Consider the following 15,960-nt stretch of genomic DNA (forward strand, 5'->3'; position numbering starts at 1 on the left):
GCTCATCATCTGAAGGTTGGATATTCCCGGCTGAAGGGTCAATTTTTTGGGGGAGTCTCATCGGCCAAAGGGTGGACGATGATCCGCCGCATCCGGGCAGGCGTCCTATAATAGAGGTAGTTGCTTTGTAGGAGGCCGTGAGAGGAGCAGGCGCAATGGGGTACGAGGTGATTAACAAAACCCGGCAGACCGTGGTGGCCAACCAGGTGCAAAAGGCGGATTCCTATTTCAAACGGCTGGTGGGCCTGATGGGCAAGCCGGGTATTCCGCCGGGCTTTGGGCTGTGGATTGTCCCTTGTCAGGACATTCATTCCTTTTTTATGCGCTTTGAGTTTGACGCTCTTTTTCTGGATGCCAATGGCACGGTGCTGTACCTGCTGGAGGGCATGAAGCCCTGGCGGGTGTCTCGCTTTGTGAAGGGGGGTAAGGTGGTGCTGGAATTGCCGGCGGGAGCCATTGCCCAAAGTGTCACGCAAATTGGTGATGAGCTGGAATTACGGCCATCGGGAGCCGCTCAGACCGGTTAATGGGGGCGTTTGGTGGATGTGAGCGCAAGCCCATGCGGCTTGCAGCCGGTTGTTGTTATGAAGGCCCTGAATCGTCCAAAGCACCGCGTATAAAGCGCCTGCATAAATCAGGGTGGAGGACTGGAGTAAGCTCAGCATCTTGATTGTTTCTCTCCCACGCTATGAGTCAGTACGTTATTAAATAAAATGGTCGCTTAGGTTCTGCGGCGGTTGAGTCCAAAGCAAGTCCAGTACCTGAGTCGGAATGCCCTTTCCCTGATACAGATTGCGCTGCAGGTGGGTCAACTCCCGCTGCTCCACCACGCTGATTGAGCGTGTGTATTCTTTGAGCTTCAGGCTGGTAATGCGGTGAACGGACGGGCTGTCGTGGAACGTGGTCAGGCAGTCCAGTTCCTGTTGCTCGGTGGGGCTGAGTTTTTGTTGAGCCTTTTTGCGGGTCAGACGGGCAATGTCCCAGACCGCCGGGCTGCTGCTGTAGTGCATCAGGGCTTCCAGTTCGGCCATGTTTTGCTTGAACTGGCTGGTAAAGCGCAAAAATATACGTTGCCATCGGCTGGCTTCCGGCAGTTGCGCCATTAAGGCCGCCATACGACGGGCCACTCCGGTGGGCGGGGTGATGGGACTGAAAATGTTGCCGGGAAGGTCTGTTTTTCTTTGTGTGGCGGGTGGTGTGATCAGGGCGGGGTGAGGCATGCAACGGGCTCCTGTTACCCCCCGCGGTTTCCCTTGGCTTTTAGATCTTAGGGGGGCTCGTGAACGGCTGTACACAAAAACGGGTTGGATCCGACCGGTTGAGAGTGGACTGGTACGCTTTGATTGGATTAGACAATGGATTGGCTTGAAATGTTCCAAAAAACAAGCGGCAGAGCTTGTTTTGCCCCGCTTGTCGAATTTGGGTTCGGGGGCGCTGGGTACTGTTAAGGTAATCGGTTCAGGGCATTTTGCAATGTGTAGGACGTGGGAAACTCTGCCCTGAAAAATGAAGCTAGAGCAGACTGGTTCTTTGCTTGGCCTCTCGCCACAGGGCGTCCCAGCTTTCAAAATCGAGGTTGGCCATGGCGGCTTCCAAAGATTCCGCCTGGGGGTAGCGCTCTAAAATCAGGGCTTCCATGGCCTGAAAGCGCTGGGTGAATTTGGCCGTTGCCTTGGTCAGGGCCACTTCCGGATCGATTTTGAAATGCCGGGCCAGATTGACGCTGGCAAAGTAAATATCCCCCATTTCCGATTCCAGTCGCTCGAATGCTTCCGCTGGAATCGGTTGAGTGCTTGGCAGGGCGTCCACTTCCGCCCGGAATTCCTGGTATTCGCTCATCACACACGCCCACAGGGAATCCAGATTGGGCCATTCAAAACCCACTTTAACCGCTTTTTGGCTGGTTTCCAGGGCTCGGCTCAGGGCCGGTTGGCTTTTGGAAATGCCTTCCAGAATGCTGGTCTGCTTGGCATGCCCCTTTTCAGCTTGCTTGATGGCCTCCCAGTTGCTGACCACGGCCTCGGCATTGTCTACGGAGACAGTGCCAAAAACGTGCGGGTGACGACGGATCAGCTTTTCGGCAATGGCATCGCAGACTTGCTGAAAGTCAAAGGTGCCAGCGTCCTGGGCCAGTTGACTGTGTAGCACCACTTGCAGCAACACGTCGCCCAGTTCCTCTTTTAATGCTGAATAATCGCCGCTTTGCTGGGTTTCATCAATGGCCTCCACCGCTTCGTAAGCCTCTTCCAGCATAAAGCGTTTCAGGCTGCTGTGGGTTTGCTTGAGATCCCAGGGACAACCGTGTTCCGGGTGACGAAGCTGGGCCACTACTTGCAGCAGTTTATCAATGCCTTGGGCTTGTTGTACTTGGGCGAGAATGGTGTCTTGAGTCATACGGCGGCGATTCCTGAGGCGTGAGGGCCGGGGGAGCGGCCTGTTTTCCGGCTCTGGCTCCGGGGCTTATGGGCGGAGTATAATATTGAGCAAACATAGCATTCACAAGGAGTCTTGTCATTTACGACGATTTTATAGCCGCAGTCGGCCAGGCCAAAACCATTTTTGTCACTGCCCATGTGGGCCCGGATGGGGATACTCTGGGCTCTATGCTGGCTATCAAGTTCGCCTTTGCCAAGGCCTGCCCCCATATTAAGCGCATTGATTGCGTGATTTCCGGCAAAATGCCCGATACCTACCGTTTTTTACCGGGCATTCAGGAGGTGTTGCGCATGGAAACGGCCACCACCTTGCTGAGTCAATACGACATGGCCATTTCGGTGGATTGCGGCTCCGCGGATCGTCTGGGGCTGGCTCGGCCCATTTTTGAAGGGGCCAAGGTCTCCGTGAACATCGATCACCATGTCAGCAACGATCGCTTTGGCACCATCAATGTTGTTGAGCCGACTGCCGCGGCCAGCGCCGAGGTGGCTTTTCATATCTTCAAGGCCATGGCTATTCCGCTGGATGCCAGTATCGCTACTTGTCTATACACTGGGATTGTGACCGATACGGGCGGCTTTAAGTACAGTAATACCACCGTGCGAGTGATGGAAACCGCCGCCAGCCTGATCGCCGCCGGGGCCGATCCGGAATACATTTTTAAGCAATTGTACGAAGAGCAACCCTTGTGTCAGGTGATGTTGCAGGCCGATGCCATGTTGCAGACCCAGTTTAACGCCGATAAAACCATCGGCTGGACGGTAGTCTCTCGGGAGCTTTTAGGCCGTCACGGGGCTTTGGATGAGCATCTGGACGGCATGGTGGAAACCATTCGCCGGGTGGATACCGTGCTGGTGGCCGTGGTGTTCAAGGAAACCGAGCAGGGGCAGACCAAAATCAGCATCCGCAGCGATTCCCACGATATTGACGTAGCCGCCGTGATGGGGTTGTTTGGGGGCGGGGGGCATAAAATGGCCGCTGGCTGTACCATGGAATTTTCCATCGCCGAGGCCCCGGCCAGATTATTGCCGATTTTGGAAGAGCGGGTTCGCCAGAAGCTCTTGGTTTCTTAAAAAACTTGCGCCTAGGCGGACAAACAATCCTGCACGGTTGCCAGCAAACGGCCGTCCTCAATCTGGCGCACCAGCAGGGCTACATCCCCGGCCAGGGTGCGATCCACGGTCAAGGGCGGAATAATTTCCCGAATTTTTTGGTACACCCGCCATACCCCGTGGCCGGGTTGCAGGTTGCCCCGATACTCCAGACCTTCGGCGGCGGCCAGTAATTCGGCGGCCAGCACCCAGCGGGTATGCTCCAGAATTTTAGCGGCCTTGCGGGCGGCAATGGCTCCCATGCTCACGTGATCCTCTTTATCGTTGGAGGTGGGAATGGTATCCACCACCGCCGGGTGGGCCAGAATTTTATTTTCCGAAACCAGGGACGCCGCCGTGTAGTGAATGATCATCAGGCCCGAATTCAAACCTTCTTGCTGCTTTCCGGCCAAAAAGGCGGGTAGCTCACTGAAAGCCGGATTCATCAGCTTATCAATGCGCCGCTCGCTGATACTGCCCAATTCGCACAAAGCCAGTCCCAATTGCTCCATGGCCATGGCCACGGGCTCCCCGTGAAAATTGCCCTGAGAGATGATATCGCCATTGGGAAAAACCAGCGGGTTATCAGTGGCCGAATTGATCTCGATTTCCAGCGTTTTCCGGGCTGAGGCGATCAACTCTCGAGCGGCCCCATGCACTTGCGGAATGCAGCGCAACGAGTAGGCGTCCTGCACTTTGGCGCAATCCCGATGCGATTCCATAATCTCGCTACCGGCCAGTAAATTCCGAATAATAGCCGCCGATTGGGCATGTCCGGCATGGGCTCGAACCTGTGCCACTCGGGCATCAAAGGGTTTTTGGCTGCCTTTTACAGCCTCAATGGTCATGGCCCCGGCCACTTCCGCCACGGCCAGCAGCGATTCCGCCTGTAACAGGGTCAGCGCTCCCACCGCTGTCATCATCTGGGTGCCATTCAGCAGGGCCAGCCCTTCTTTGGCTTTCAGCGTTAAAGGCTGGATATTAGCTCGTTTCAACGCCTCCGCACCGGGTAACCAATCGCCTTGGTAATAGGCCTTGCCTTCGCCCATCAGCACCAGCGTCATATGGGCCAGGGGCGCCAAGTCCCCACTGGCCCCCAAAGAACCCTGGGAGGGAATGCTGGGATAAACCCCGGCATTCAGTAAAGCCAGCAAGGTTTCCACCACCACCGGGCGAACCCCGGAAAAGCCTTTGGCCAGGGTATTGGCCCGGAGCAGCATCATGGCCCGCACCACCGGAAATTCCAGAACAGGGCCAGTCCCAGCGGCATGGCTGCGCACCAGATTAGCCTGCAACTGGTCCACCTGCTCGGCGGAAATAGAGACGTGACTGAGTGCCCCAAACCCTGTGTTGACGCCATACACCATTTTGCCCGACTTCAGGACATCCTCCACCACTTGCCGGGAGGCTTGCAATTTGGCCAAACAGTCATCGGCCAGCGCAATCCTGATGGCAGCGTTCAAGCTGGCCTCTTGCAAGCCTTCCAGAGTCAGGCTGTCGCCGTTAAGCGGCAAAATTGTGTTTGTAAGGGTCATAAGCACTTTTCCCACACGTTACAGAGTACCTTTGACCTGATTGTATTATGAGGGCATCGTTTTATGCGACTGGGGTCAGGCGATTCATACAAACGTAACGACCAAAACCCAGTAGGCTTTGGTCGTTACCGTGTTTTGACGTATGGAGGCTGATGATCTAGGCGGCCGGTCTGGCTTGCTGGCTCATCAGCTTGGTGCCTGCGGCGATACCCGCACCCACGGCCATGGTTCCGGCCAGGAAGGGGCAAACGGCAGCGCCTGTGACCATTGCTCCGGCACCCACCGCGCTGATCACCGGGTGATCTTTCACGAAGCCGCCAAACTGTTGAATGGCTTGATTGGCGCTGAGTTGCAGGCTTTGCTGGATTTGTGCGGCGGTGCGACCATTTTGCTGGGCACGCTGCACGGACTGGGCTTGAACTTGCTGTGCAGTGACACCGGGGGCACCCATGAAGATCTTGTCCAGAACTTTCTCGTTGGCCGCCCGCAAGGCATCCCCGTTCAACTGACCATCAATAGCCAGGTCATTCTGCAGCAGGGACAGTGTTTCAGGGTCGATATTGGTGTCCTGGTTTCCAAAGGAGCGTCCATCCAGTGAATTCGCGTTCCCCAGGGTAATGGCCAGAATATCGCCATCGACACTGCCGTCACCGCTGAACAGGGTAGCGTGACCTGCCAAACGGTATACGGCCTGCTCATACCGGCTTAGTCCCGATTGTTGTTCCAGGGTCCCAATATCACTGGTAATATTGAGTGGCTGGTTTATTTCCTGCAGCACGGCTTCCCGGTTGGGATTGTTGACCATTTTGGCCACTCGGGCGTCAATGGCCTGATGGTAAGCCTGTAGCTTTTCGGGCGAAATATCGCCGCGAGCTGCCATCTGATCCGCAAAGTCGTGATCCAGATTGGAGCCGGTGATCATCCCGTACCGGGCTTTTTCATCGGCGGCATACTGCTGAATCATGGTTACTTCATCCGGAGTAAAGTTGTTGGGGTTGTTCAATACGTTGCCATAAATCCGGGCCGAGCCAGACACGCCATTGGCGCTGGTGCCAGCGGAAATATGAGCGCGGCCACCCATGTGCATGATGGCGGCATCACGTCCGGATACGCCATTGAAGGCTTGCTTGCCGCCCCGAACGTTGGCATAGTCAGCTCCACCATTGGGATTGGCTTTCAGGTCGCTGTAATTCAGGGCCCGACGCTGCTCAATGGTCATACTATCGGCAGAGCCAATGCCATTTGTTGGTGGAATCGTGCCTGGCGCACCAGCAGCACCTCCCGGAGGAACAGCGCCAGGAGCGCCAGCACCGGGAATATCGGCAGCTCCGCCGCCACCGGGACAGCCACGTTTTTTACCACCCGGGGGCACTACAGCACCACCCGGAGCGCCCGGCACATTGGGTGCTAGGCCACCATAACCACCACCGGCAGGAGGCGTCGCGCCACCATAACCTGGCGGTGTAGCCGGTGCGGGAGGCGTTGCGCCACCATAGCCCGGCGGTGTCACCGGTGCAGGAGACGTTGCGGCACCATAACCACCACCGGCAGGAGGGGGCGGGTCACCAGAGCCCGGCGGTGTCACCGGTGCAGGAGACGTTGCGCCAGCATAACCCGGAAGACCCGGAAGACTTGGAAGGGCAGGTAGGCTGCCGGTAATGGCAGCACCACCGGGTGCAGCAGCACCTGAGCCCAGATCAGCGCCTGCCACTGCCTTTGTGGCATCGGCACCAACTGGGGCCTTTGAAGCATCGGCACTGCCTGTACCGGCCTGCGGTTGTTTGGAGCCCAGTTCCCTCTCAAGAAATGGCATTAATTGCACCAGGATTTGGACTATGGACATTATGTTGAACGAACTACCGGCAGCAGCACTGCTCACAGTAGAAGTGACATCCACTTGAGGAGCAAGAGATAAAGGGACACTGGCGGCCATTAAGGGCAGGCGGCCAGCCAAAGGTCTGGCTTGAAGGCTAAGGGGTTGCATCATATTGCTCGCGCTCTCTATTAAAATTCGTGCAAAAGGAAAACTGGAAATACAAAAAGAAAACTATCAAAATATACTCTCAATGTAATAAAAACAATCAAATGAGCGTAATTGTGCCCTTCTGCCAGAAGATTAAGTTTTTTTAACATCCCCTACAACCGAAAAAAGGCCTAAAATGCGGTCTGGCCTTATATCTGGGAGTGTATGTATTTATATATAGGTGATGAGGCTTAGCGAACCCAAAACAGGGCCAGCATTTTCCAAACAGCCTTTAGTCCCGTAAACAAATAATGAATGGAAAAGCACAAGCCCACATGCCCGAAGCCTTCCCCCAAAATTTGGGCAGGCACAATGCCCGTTGTGATCAACCATTGACTCATGCCGGTTTGATCGATCAGATAGTGCCCTAACAAGGGAAACAGGGGCACAAATAAGAAACTTTTCAGGGCAATTTTGCTGTATCGGAAACTCAAGGCCACCCGACGAGAAGCATCAGAGGCCTCTGTTTCCTGGTTGGAAACGGTTAAAGAAAGCGATTTTGCATTAGCCAAGTTTTGTACCTTCCATCGATAGCAGCGGAATCAAAAAAATTTAAGGGGTTTGCATACAACTGGCGCAGAGCCCAAACACTTCAAAATTGTGGTAATCCACCCGGAACTTGCCTTTCAGTTCACTGAGAACGGGCTGAAACGGGCAGCTGTCCAGCATCTGCACTTTTTCGCACCGGGTGCAAATCAGGTGGTGATGATGCATGTGCTGATTGTTCAATTCATAGCGCACCTGGCCATCATTAAAATTGAGCGGCTTAATGCGAGCCTCCGAGACCAGCTGGTTCAAGGCCCGGTATACACTGGTCAAACTGACTTTTTTGGCACCGGGGGCTCGATTGATCCAGTCCATGACATCGGGTGCCGTGGCGTGGTTTAGCTGCTGAAGGGCTTCCAGCACAGCCTGAGTGGATTTGGCTGGACGATTGGAGGTGACTACGCTCATGAAATGAAAACCATTTTTATTTGTGGCCGAATGTTAGCATAAACATTCTGGACACGCTCGTGGATTTTATTCGTTTGACAAACCGGTGTCTCTACTTAAAAATGAAAATCATTTTCATTTTGTGCCCTTGCGGAACCTTTTTATAAAAGCTCACCAAAATCCAACGGACAATTACCAATTATCATGGTTACCTTCACGCCCGGCCTTAACGGACTCTATCCAGCCACCGCTCTAAACCCGGGGCTTCCTTCCGCCTGGAAGCAGGCAACAGGTGTTTCTCCCCTGGCGGTATCCGCAATAGCGGGTGCAGGTCAGACTCCAAAGGCCCAGTCACCGGTCTTGAATGCCCATGTCAGCCATCAAAATTCGACCCTGCTGCATGTGGGTAAGGGCGCCGCTTTGATTACTGGCGCTCTTCTGCTAAAAAAATTGCCCGCACGGACGGTTTCCCATTTTCGGCTGTTTTCCACGGACTGGAAGGAGTGGGCCAAGGTGCTTCTGGCCATTGGCGGATTGGGAGAAGCTCAAAAGGCCATCCACTGGAAGCCCCCCGTTTGGCTCAGCGCCATGTTCAACGTGGCCGTGGTCACGCCGCTTGTTACCAAACTGAACCTGCAAAATGTTTTGCACGGGGTTATCCTCTCCCCTCTGGTGGGGGGATTGGCTGGGCTGAATCATTATCTGGGAGAAAAAGCGGAACAGCCCGCTCAGACATATCTGCATTTACCGGCCACCGCCACGCGCATTCTGCTATCGGCCCTGACCACCCTGACCGGTCTGGCGATCTTGCCCGCGGTGGGCAAAGCCATTCCCCTGCCTGCCAAATCCTGGCCGGGCCAAAGTACAGCGCAAGCCACCGCGGCATCGGATACTGCGGCCCGGGCCGGAGCCGGTACCATTTGCGCCAACGGGTGCTGTGCCAGCCTGATTTGCGCCAATGAGGCCGTGCAAATGGGCTCCGCCATGCTGGGTTCGCATCAGGCCCGTCAGCACGACAGAAAGACGCAGCCATGATCATCCCAAGCCAACTCAGCCGTGCAACTTATCTGCTTTCATCCACAGGGGAGCAGCGCAGGCTACAGTTCGGGCATGCCCCCAGGCCCCAACCCAAAGATACCCGGGAGTGGTTGAAAACTTTCGCCCTGGACTTGTTCATGCCCCACAAGGTTATTCCCAATAAACCCGACCCCGAAGCCCCACCGCACCCGCTGGCTGATAAAAACGTGCTGCAAAAAGTAGGCCTATGGTTTCAGGCATTGGTGGCAGGTTTTTTTAAGGACATAAAACACATGTGGGAACAGTGCCGCCCTGCGCCCAAGCCCCGGTAGACTGGCCATAGCCTTCCGAACGGAAAAGACACCGTTAGATAGAAGATCCTTACTTTGACAAAACACACTGAAAGGTTTTTATGATTTCCTCCATTGCTCACCGCCCGGTTTATACTCCCAATCCGCTTCGGACAGGAACTCCATCCCGATCCCTGCCCCAGAGCAGTGTGCGATTTGGGCACGGCCCCGGGCACGTCCATGCCGATGGGCAGGCTTGCAGTGACAAGAACTGCACCGAAGGCCAAAAGGGAGAGCGTCAATCCCGTTTTCAGCAGTTTTTTGACTGGGTGAAAGCCACTTGGCAGAAGTTCAAGGACTTTTGCGCCAGCCTGTTTGGGCAATCGAAGCCGCAAGAGACCACCACGACTGCCGCAAGCACCCCCGCGGTCACGGCAACCCCTGCGCCTGCCGAGCAGCCAGCAACACAGACGTCGCATAAGCATGAGAGCCACACCGGCCATGATCACAAACACGGCCAATGCTGTGGCAAAAAACACAGCCACAGCCATTAAATAATAGGCAATAAAAACACCCCAGACAGGATTCGAACCTGTGACCTACCGCCTAGCGGTCTAACGGGCAAAGGTTTCGGGGTTTTCTGTAAACATGGTAAAAGACTCTTGCTGTAAGAAGGGTTTGGCTTCTATTCTACTTGCTCTGAAGAGGTTGCCTTCGCCTGAGTTGTTTTTGACTTGATACGCCCAATGCCTAGTTCATGAAAAAGCGGGATTTGTTGCTTATGGTTGATGATCCTATTCCTGACGTGATCACCCATCGGCAATTCATGGGCCTGAGCCTTCCAAACATCCTCAAAGCGAGCGGCCATTTCTAGCGCCGTTTGGACCACAAGCCGAACGGGCAAGTCTGCCCTTTTGGCAAAAGCCTCGAATGAGGCCTGTGATATTTCCAGCATGTTTTTGGTTTTAGCCAGAGAAAGCCCCATCTCAGGTTCATTAATATAAGCGATAGTAGACACCAGATCGTAGGCAGGAGAGAGCTTGGGATGGCGTCGATCGGGATATATTAAGGACCAATTCTTCAGGTGGGCATCCCCGTTCCCTATCGCAAGGTTAAAGACCAGCAAGCGCACGTATTCCAGTAAGGCTTCTTCTCCTGCTTCTAACCAAAGCAATTTCCCAATATTTTCATAGCTCACCTTTTTATACTTATCTCTGGGATAAATGCCAAAAACCTGAGCCATATCTTCGATATGAATCCGCCGCTCATTGTCTCCCCGGTCAAATCGTTTAATGGCCAAAGACTGCCCAAAATCCTGAGCGTTCATGACCCCTTTTGGCAATCCCTCTATCTTGTCAGAGGCCACAAGCTTCACCTCTGGCACGATTAGCCCCATCGCTTTTGCCAATTGCATCATACTATATTCATTCTCAGGAACACCGTTCCACTTCGCAGAAGGCAACTTGATGATCCAATGCCCACCCATCCCATTCACCGGAATGGTAAGGCCTCCCTGGGTTTCCTCAATCGCTGAGAACTTCATCTGAACCCCGGCCAATGAGAAGTGAAACACCTGCTTGGCCGGTTGATCACTCGGCACTACAGGCATTTCATCGGTTTGGGGCAAGTACATGGGCTGGGTTCTTGACTCCCGGACCGTTAAGGCGCCGGGCAAGTCGCTCCCTAACAACTTCAACAGGAAAAATTCCCGTTCCGGGTTAATATCTCCTTGTTTGGCCAGATACTCTCTCATGTGGCCTTCTGGCAGTAAGTTTGAAAAAAATGGGGGTAACTTGGTGCGAATCGGTCGCCTGTCTGGCAACTTCAGACCCCCTAAAGAATTTTTAAACGAAAGGGATAGCGTGGGCCTTTCCGGATCACGCACATAACGTTCATCGAAAGCAAACAGGTTATTATCACCGGGCAGTCGCGTGAGATGCCCGATTAACTGCTCATACAAGAACACTTCAAGGATAGTGATTTCGGTCATCACTCAAGCTCCTCACTACTTTCTGAAAGCAGCATCTCAGGAAGAGACTTTTCCTCTTGTCCTGATGAGGCAGGCATCATCAGGCTTTGGATGACAGGCGTTAGCTCTCTGGGAACAATGAGCAGATCTAGGCCCAAAAGGCGGGCCATATCGATCAGGCTGCTAAGCCTGAGATCCACCTCTCCTTTTTCAATTTTGGAGATATGGCTTTGCGGCATGCCTAGCTTTTGACCTAAAGCGGCCTGACTAAGACCGATGCGTTTTCTTGCTCGGCTCAGTATCTGTATCAACTCGTTCATGACTGGATTATATAGTATGGCATATTTTTTATCAATATTATATGCCATGCTATATAAACTGCCTGAATTGTTTTATACGCTATGACATATAAATATAAAAAATTATCTGCAATGGCATATAAAAGCCTGCATCCGCTATCTGTGAAAAGGGGAAATCCTTCTAATGCCTGAGCCTCAAAAAATCTGCCCCGATTACACAGGCATTACACAAGGTTGTAAGCTCTCCAGGCCCTAACACCCTAAAATCCTTGCAATAAAAACACCCCAGACAGGATTCGAACCTGTGACCTACCGCTTAGAAGGCGGTTGCTCTATCCAACTGAGCTACTGAGGCGTGTCGATAAATAGTAGTTCTATGGTAACAAAAACCGACACGCCTGATAATAGCCTCGACTACAAATAAAACTCACGTCTGCGGACAGCCTCCCCAAGTACGCCCAGCCTTGCCTGTAAAGCCTAAAAGCCCAAAGCCGCTGTGAATAGGGTTGTCACCGAGGCAAAAATGGTGGTCATCAGGTTATTAAAACTGGGCGGGGCCACCAATAAACCGGCCAAAACAACGGCCACGGCAATCACCATGGCGCCCACATACTCCACCACCCCTTGCCCCCGAAAGCTCTTCTTCTGCTTGCCACACACAATCGCAACCCTCATCACCTTTGGGGTGTCCATCCTTTTGGCAGGACGTACGGAGCGGACAACCCCAAGGCATTTATACCACTAGAGGATATATGCCTTCGGCAATGCTCATTAAAACCAATGGTTAAGAAGCATAAAGCATATTCTTGAGCTTGCGGTAAAAATTCTCGTGGGGGCCAATCAATAACACCACCACACTGTCCGTTTCCGGAGATAACTGGTAGGCAATGCGGAACTCTTTGCCCTTGTAAGTGATGTGATGGGAAAAAACGGTGGTTAAAGGCTGAGACAAACGCTCACCCAGACGTTCCGGATTTTGACAAAGCCGTAATAAGGCATCTCGAATCAGGATTCGCAGCGGTTTGTCCAGATTTTTCTGGGCCTTATCCGCCGTCCGGGTTAAATAAAGCGTCCATTCACGCTCAGGTTGTATGCTTTCCGGGGGTAAGGCCGAGAAGCCATCGCTTAGCAAGGCGCTCATGGTTTATAAATCCCCAAAAGCATCGCTCATCGATAATATTCGACCACTGCGCGAGTCGTCCAGACTGCTCAACAGCATGGAAATCTGCTCCACATCGGTCACAATCTCCAGGGTTTCCATCCGGGAGGCTCCCACGGCATCCACCGCGGCCGCCGCTACCGAGGAAAACCATGAATGACCATCTGCCTTGATATGTCCGTTGGATAAGGGCATTGTAATTTCCCCACATTCAATCACGCATGCATTAAAACAAATTTTGTCATTTTGATGCCCCCTTCTCAGCCGATCAAAGTCGCTTTCAGGATTAAAAAACAAGGGGCGGTGGTACCTATCAGGAAGCACTCCTTCGGTCATCACCCTTAGGCCAGTGGGTGGTTTCGCTCCTGTAAATAGAGGAGATATGCCAGCGTAGCGCTCAAGTTTTGGCCACTCCACCCGATAGCGCTATCATACCCATCCGAACGGAAAGAGGAGCGAGCGCCCCTTATGAATGCTGCCAACCCTTACGCCAGACAGGCTGAGACCTACAAGAAGAATCAGATTGAAACGGCCACCCCGGAAGAAATCCTGATTATGCTCTATGAGGGGGCCATTCGGTTTTTGCTGGTCGCCAAAAAGGCCGATGAAGAAAAAAATCTGGAAAAATACAGTAAAAACATCATCAAGGCCCAGCACATCATCCAGGAATTCATGAACAGTCTGGATTTGGAAATCGGGGGCGAAATGGCCGTCAACCTGTACCGCCTGTACGACTACTTACACTACCGGCTGGTGCAAGGTAACATTAAAAGAGATATCGCCATGCTGGATGAAGTCATCGATCATCTCAGAAAACTGAAAGGGACCTGGGAAGAGGCCATTGTTATCGCCAAGCGGCAAAGGGAAGCGTTACCGGATGAACCCGAAACCACCGTGCAAGTATAACTTTGAAGAGGCCGACGGGCTATTGAATCAGCTGGAAATAATGACTCAAACCATACTTCAGCATAGCATTGGAGACGATCTGCCCAGGCTCAACCAGTTAATTCTGGAGCGGGAGCGAATTATCGAGGCTTGCCAGGTCCTCGATACAGACGCCTTCACGCTGGCACAAAAAGCGCACCTTCGGGTCAGGCTGGAGTCCTGCCAGGCACTGGATCTGGAGATTGAGCAGAACATGAATGACTTTAAAACGCGTATGGGCCAACAGCTTCGGCATCTCAGGCAAAGTCAAAATCTGCTTGGGAAGTACCAAAGTCCCGCAGGTAGCGGTCAGGAAACCCATAACGAGGACGCCTAGCCATAAAAACGCCTTTTAAGGTACTATGGAAGCATGGTATCGCTCATCCCGGTTCTTGTTGTAGAAGATGATCCCCACTGGCAAGAGGGGATTCAGGTTTTGCTGCAGCAAAGTGGTCGGTTTCAGGCCGTATCCATTGTTGATCATTACGAAGACGCCCTGAGCGCATTTACGCAGTATCAGCCACAGCTGGTTCTGCTGGACTGGCAGATTATTGGAGAGAAAGACGGGCTGGACGTCGGGCATAAACTGCTTCAGCTCGGCCTGGCCTCTCATCAAATCGTCCTGATTAGCGCGGCCAATCCGCAATCCATCCCCAGCCACCCGTTTCTGTATATCCCTAAAAATCAAATCTCGGACCAACTTTTGCCCCTGCTGGACGCTTTATTTCCCGCGTAAATTTCAGCGCTTGCGTCCTTATTTTGTCTTTGCTATATATAATGCTCCCACCTTAAATGGCTAAAATTGCAGGTTCTATGCAATTTGAGTTTACCTCTCAAGCGTTACACATCAGGCTGTTACGAGCCTATCTGGGTAAAAGTCCAGAGATAAAACCATTTAAGGCAAATCCCCCGGTTCCAAGTCAGTGGATTGTTTTGGCAATCCGGGCTGGCCTGCAGCTTTAGGGAACCAAGCAACCAAAACCGTTCAAAAAACGGAAGCACGCATCACAAACGGAACAAAAGAACGGAATAAAAGAAAGGATCAGTGGCTGCCGTGGGAAAACTGGCCCAAAAACAAGAGACCGTAGAAGTACTCAAGGAGCACTTGGGGAAAGCCACCATCGCTGTCGTGGCTGACTATCGCGGTTTGACTGTGTCCGAGCTGACCCAGCTTCGCCGGGAACTCTACAAAGAGAAAGCTCAGTTCACGGTTGCAAAAAACACGTTGGCAATCCATGCCATCAAAGACACCGAACTGGACGCCTTGAAGGATTCGCTGAAAGGTCCGACCGCTCTGCTCATTGGGCAGGCCGATCAGGTTGCCCCGGTGAAAATCCTGACCGAGTTCTTTAAAAAGAACAAAAAGTCCAATCAAATCCGGGCCGGTGTCCTGGACAGCAAGCTTCTGAGTCCGGCTGAAGTGGATCAGCTGGCAAAGCTCCCGCCACTCGAAGAGCTTCGCGGAAAACTGGTGGGTGCTATCAATTCTCCGTTGAGCGGTATTGTTTCGGCAATCAGCAGCCCGCAGCGCGGTCTGGTGAACGTGCTGGATCAGTATGCGAAACGTTTGCAGGAAGCGTAAATTTACGGGCCGTTCTCCCCAGATTTACCCCTCCCTGTTACAAGGTGTTACCAAGTCAACAATCAAAATAATGAGGTTCCATTTCAATGCCTGTTGAATTAGATGACAAGACAAGTAAGATTTTTGAAGAAATCAAAACCTTGAGCTTCTTGCAAACCGCCAATCTGGTAAAAGCGTTCGAAGACGAGTTCGGTATCACCGCTTCCGCTCCCATGGCCGTTGCTGCTATGCCTGCCGCTGGTGGCGCTGCCGCTGAAGAAGAAGTGACTGATGTGACCGTTATCTTGAAAGATGCCGGTAGCAACAAGATCGCCGTTTTGAAAGAAGTGCGCGCCATCACCGGTTTGGGCTTGAAAGAAGCCAAGGATCTGGTGGACGCTGCTCCGAAGCCCATCAAAGAAGGCGTGAAAAAAGAAGACGCCGCCAAATTGAAAGAGCAGCTGGAAGCCGCTGGCGCTACCATCGAAATCAAGTAACCGCATCATAGGCAAGGGAAAACCGAGACAGCCAATTCCAAGGAATGGCCACTTGGTTTTCCTTTTTGCCTATGAAATTTTGCGTTTCCGTATGTCCTTGATATAGTGGGATATTGTTTGACCCCTATTATATTTTTGATCGTGACCTGATTCAGTCTCTAGCGCGCAATCCACCACTCTAACTACGTTTTCAATTACGACGAGGTTCACAATGGCAGCAAAGACC

The 15,960-nt window shown here is 52.8% G+C and carries 22 protein-coding genes and 1 tRNA gene; 10 read left to right on the forward strand and 13 right to left on the reverse strand.

Annotation, left to right across the window (positions count from 1 at the left end):
* Positions 1-155 precede the first annotated feature (155 nt).
* Positions 156-527: a DUF192 domain-containing protein gene (locus DF283_RS01640; RefSeq protein ID WP_303672889.1), complete on the forward strand. Its 372-nt coding sequence runs from the start codon at positions 156-158 to the stop codon at positions 525-527.
* Here DF283_RS01640 and DF283_RS01645 read toward each other — a convergent pair.
* The 3 genes from DF283_RS01645 to mazG all read right to left on the reverse strand — a co-directional run bounded on the left by DF283_RS01645 (position 495) and on the right by mazG (position 2,394).
* Complete coding sequence (locus tag DF283_RS01645; protein ID WP_303672890.1) at positions 495-665, reverse strand: hypothetical protein; 171 nt, start codon at positions 663-665, stop codon at positions 495-497. The genes DF283_RS01640 and DF283_RS01645 overlap by 33 nt on opposite strands.
* A 39-nt stretch (positions 666-704) precedes the next feature.
* The gene (locus DF283_RS01650) at positions 705-1,220 is read right to left on the reverse strand and encodes a hypothetical protein (RefSeq protein WP_303672891.1); all 516 of its coding nucleotides are present in this window, start codon (positions 1,218-1,220) and stop codon (positions 705-707) included.
* Between the two features lie 292 nt (positions 1,221-1,512).
* A complete protein-coding gene (gene mazG / locus DF283_RS01655) occupies positions 1,513-2,394 on the reverse strand; it encodes a nucleoside triphosphate pyrophosphohydrolase (protein ID WP_303672892.1) in 882 nt (293 codons plus the stop codon).
* A gap of 161 nt (positions 2,395-2,555) precedes the next feature.
* Here mazG and DF283_RS01660 point away from each other — a divergent pair, with 161 nt between their 5' ends.
* Complete coding sequence (locus DF283_RS01660; RefSeq protein ID WP_303673096.1) at positions 2,556-3,509, forward strand: DHH family phosphoesterase; 954 nt, start codon at positions 2,556-2,558, stop codon at positions 3,507-3,509.
* A gap of 11 nt (positions 3,510-3,520) precedes the next feature.
* Here DF283_RS01660 and hutH read toward each other — a convergent pair whose 3' ends face one another.
* From hutH to DF283_RS01680, 4 genes are all read right to left on the reverse strand, one after another.
* Complete coding sequence (hutH, locus tag DF283_RS01665) at positions 3,521-5,062, reverse strand: histidine ammonia-lyase (RefSeq protein WP_303672893.1); 1,542 nt, start codon at positions 5,060-5,062, stop codon at positions 3,521-3,523.
* Between the two features lie 157 nt (positions 5,063-5,219).
* Complete coding sequence (locus DF283_RS01670; RefSeq protein ID WP_303672894.1) at positions 5,220-6,875, reverse strand: hypothetical protein; 1,656 nt, start codon at positions 6,873-6,875, stop codon at positions 5,220-5,222.
* 401 nt (positions 6,876-7,276) lie between these two features.
* Positions 7,277-7,597: a hypothetical protein gene (locus DF283_RS01675; protein ID WP_303672895.1), complete on the reverse strand. Its 321-nt coding sequence runs from the start codon at positions 7,595-7,597 to the stop codon at positions 7,277-7,279.
* A gap of 40 nt (positions 7,598-7,637) precedes the next feature.
* Entirely contained in the window at positions 7,638-8,039 is a 402-nt protein-coding gene (locus tag DF283_RS01680) for a Fur family transcriptional regulator (RefSeq protein ID WP_303672896.1), read from the reverse strand.
* A gap of 183 nt (positions 8,040-8,222) precedes the next feature.
* Between DF283_RS01680 and DF283_RS01685 the strand changes: the two genes are divergently transcribed.
* The 3 genes from DF283_RS01685 to DF283_RS01695 all read left to right on the forward strand — a co-directional run bounded on the left by DF283_RS01685 (position 8,223) and on the right by DF283_RS01695 (position 9,879).
* Positions 8,223-9,053: a hypothetical protein gene (locus DF283_RS01685; protein WP_303672897.1), complete on the forward strand. Its 831-nt coding sequence runs from the start codon at positions 8,223-8,225 to the stop codon at positions 9,051-9,053.
* Positions 9,050-9,367, forward strand: a complete 318-nt coding sequence (locus DF283_RS01690; protein WP_303672898.1) for a hypothetical protein — start codon at positions 9,050-9,052, stop codon at positions 9,365-9,367. The genes DF283_RS01685 and DF283_RS01690 overlap by 4 nt, the downstream gene beginning before the upstream one ends.
* A gap of 80 nt (positions 9,368-9,447) precedes the next feature.
* Complete coding sequence (locus tag DF283_RS01695) at positions 9,448-9,879, forward strand: hypothetical protein (RefSeq protein WP_303672899.1); 432 nt, start codon at positions 9,448-9,450, stop codon at positions 9,877-9,879.
* A gap of 131 nt (positions 9,880-10,010) precedes the next feature.
* Here DF283_RS01695 and DF283_RS01700 read toward each other — a convergent pair whose 3' ends face one another.
* The 6 genes from DF283_RS01700 to DF283_RS01725 form a co-directional block, all read right to left on the reverse strand.
* Positions 10,011-11,315, reverse strand: a complete 1,305-nt coding sequence (locus tag DF283_RS01700; protein WP_303672900.1) for a type II toxin-antitoxin system HipA family toxin — start codon at positions 11,313-11,315, stop codon at positions 10,011-10,013.
* The gene (locus tag DF283_RS01705) at positions 11,315-11,662 is read right to left on the reverse strand and encodes a helix-turn-helix domain-containing protein (RefSeq protein ID WP_303672901.1); all 348 of its coding nucleotides are present in this window, start codon (positions 11,660-11,662) and stop codon (positions 11,315-11,317) included. The genes DF283_RS01700 and DF283_RS01705 overlap by 1 nt, the downstream gene beginning before the upstream one ends.
* Before the next feature lie 212 nt (positions 11,663-11,874).
* Positions 11,875-11,948, reverse strand: a tRNA-Arg gene (locus DF283_RS01710).
* A gap of 122 nt (positions 11,949-12,070) precedes the next feature.
* A complete protein-coding gene (locus DF283_RS01715; RefSeq protein ID WP_303672902.1) occupies positions 12,071-12,271 on the reverse strand; it encodes a hypothetical protein in 201 nt (66 codons plus the stop codon).
* Between the two features lie 106 nt (positions 12,272-12,377).
* Entirely contained in the window at positions 12,378-12,734 is a 357-nt protein-coding gene (locus tag DF283_RS01720) for a type II toxin-antitoxin system RelE/ParE family toxin (RefSeq protein WP_303672903.1), read from the reverse strand.
* 3 nt (positions 12,735-12,737) lie between these two features.
* Positions 12,738-12,947: a hypothetical protein gene (locus tag DF283_RS01725; RefSeq protein WP_303672904.1), complete on the reverse strand. Its 210-nt coding sequence runs from the start codon at positions 12,945-12,947 to the stop codon at positions 12,738-12,740.
* Between the two features lie 273 nt (positions 12,948-13,220).
* Between DF283_RS01725 and fliS the strand changes: the two genes are divergently transcribed.
* The 5 genes from fliS to rplL all read left to right on the forward strand — a co-directional run bounded on the left by fliS (position 13,221) and on the right by rplL (position 15,734).
* Positions 13,221-13,658, forward strand: a complete 438-nt coding sequence (fliS, locus tag DF283_RS01730; RefSeq protein ID WP_303672906.1) for a flagellar export chaperone FliS — start codon at positions 13,221-13,223, stop codon at positions 13,656-13,658.
* A 40-nt stretch (positions 13,659-13,698) separates the two neighbouring features.
* Complete coding sequence (locus tag DF283_RS01735) at positions 13,699-14,013, forward strand: hypothetical protein (protein WP_303672907.1); 315 nt, start codon at positions 13,699-13,701, stop codon at positions 14,011-14,013.
* Positions 14,014-14,046: 33 nt separating this feature from the next.
* A complete protein-coding gene (locus DF283_RS01740) occupies positions 14,047-14,412 on the forward strand; it encodes a response regulator (protein ID WP_303672909.1) in 366 nt (121 codons plus the stop codon).
* A 318-nt stretch (positions 14,413-14,730) separates the two neighbouring features.
* Positions 14,731-15,258: a 50S ribosomal protein L10 gene (rplJ, locus tag DF283_RS01745; protein WP_303672910.1), complete on the forward strand. Its 528-nt coding sequence runs from the start codon at positions 14,731-14,733 to the stop codon at positions 15,256-15,258.
* An 86-nt stretch (positions 15,259-15,344) separates the two neighbouring features.
* Positions 15,345-15,734: a 50S ribosomal protein L7/L12 gene (gene rplL / locus DF283_RS01750; RefSeq protein ID WP_303672911.1), complete on the forward strand. Its 390-nt coding sequence runs from the start codon at positions 15,345-15,347 to the stop codon at positions 15,732-15,734.
* The last annotated feature ends 226 nt before the right edge of the window (positions 15,735-15,960 follow it).

The sequence above is a fragment of the Vampirovibrio chlorellavorus genome, from assembly GCF_003149375.1.
Classification (GTDB): Bacteria; Cyanobacteriota; Vampirovibrionia; order Vampirovibrionales; family Vampirovibrionaceae; genus Vampirovibrio; species Vampirovibrio chlorellavorus_B.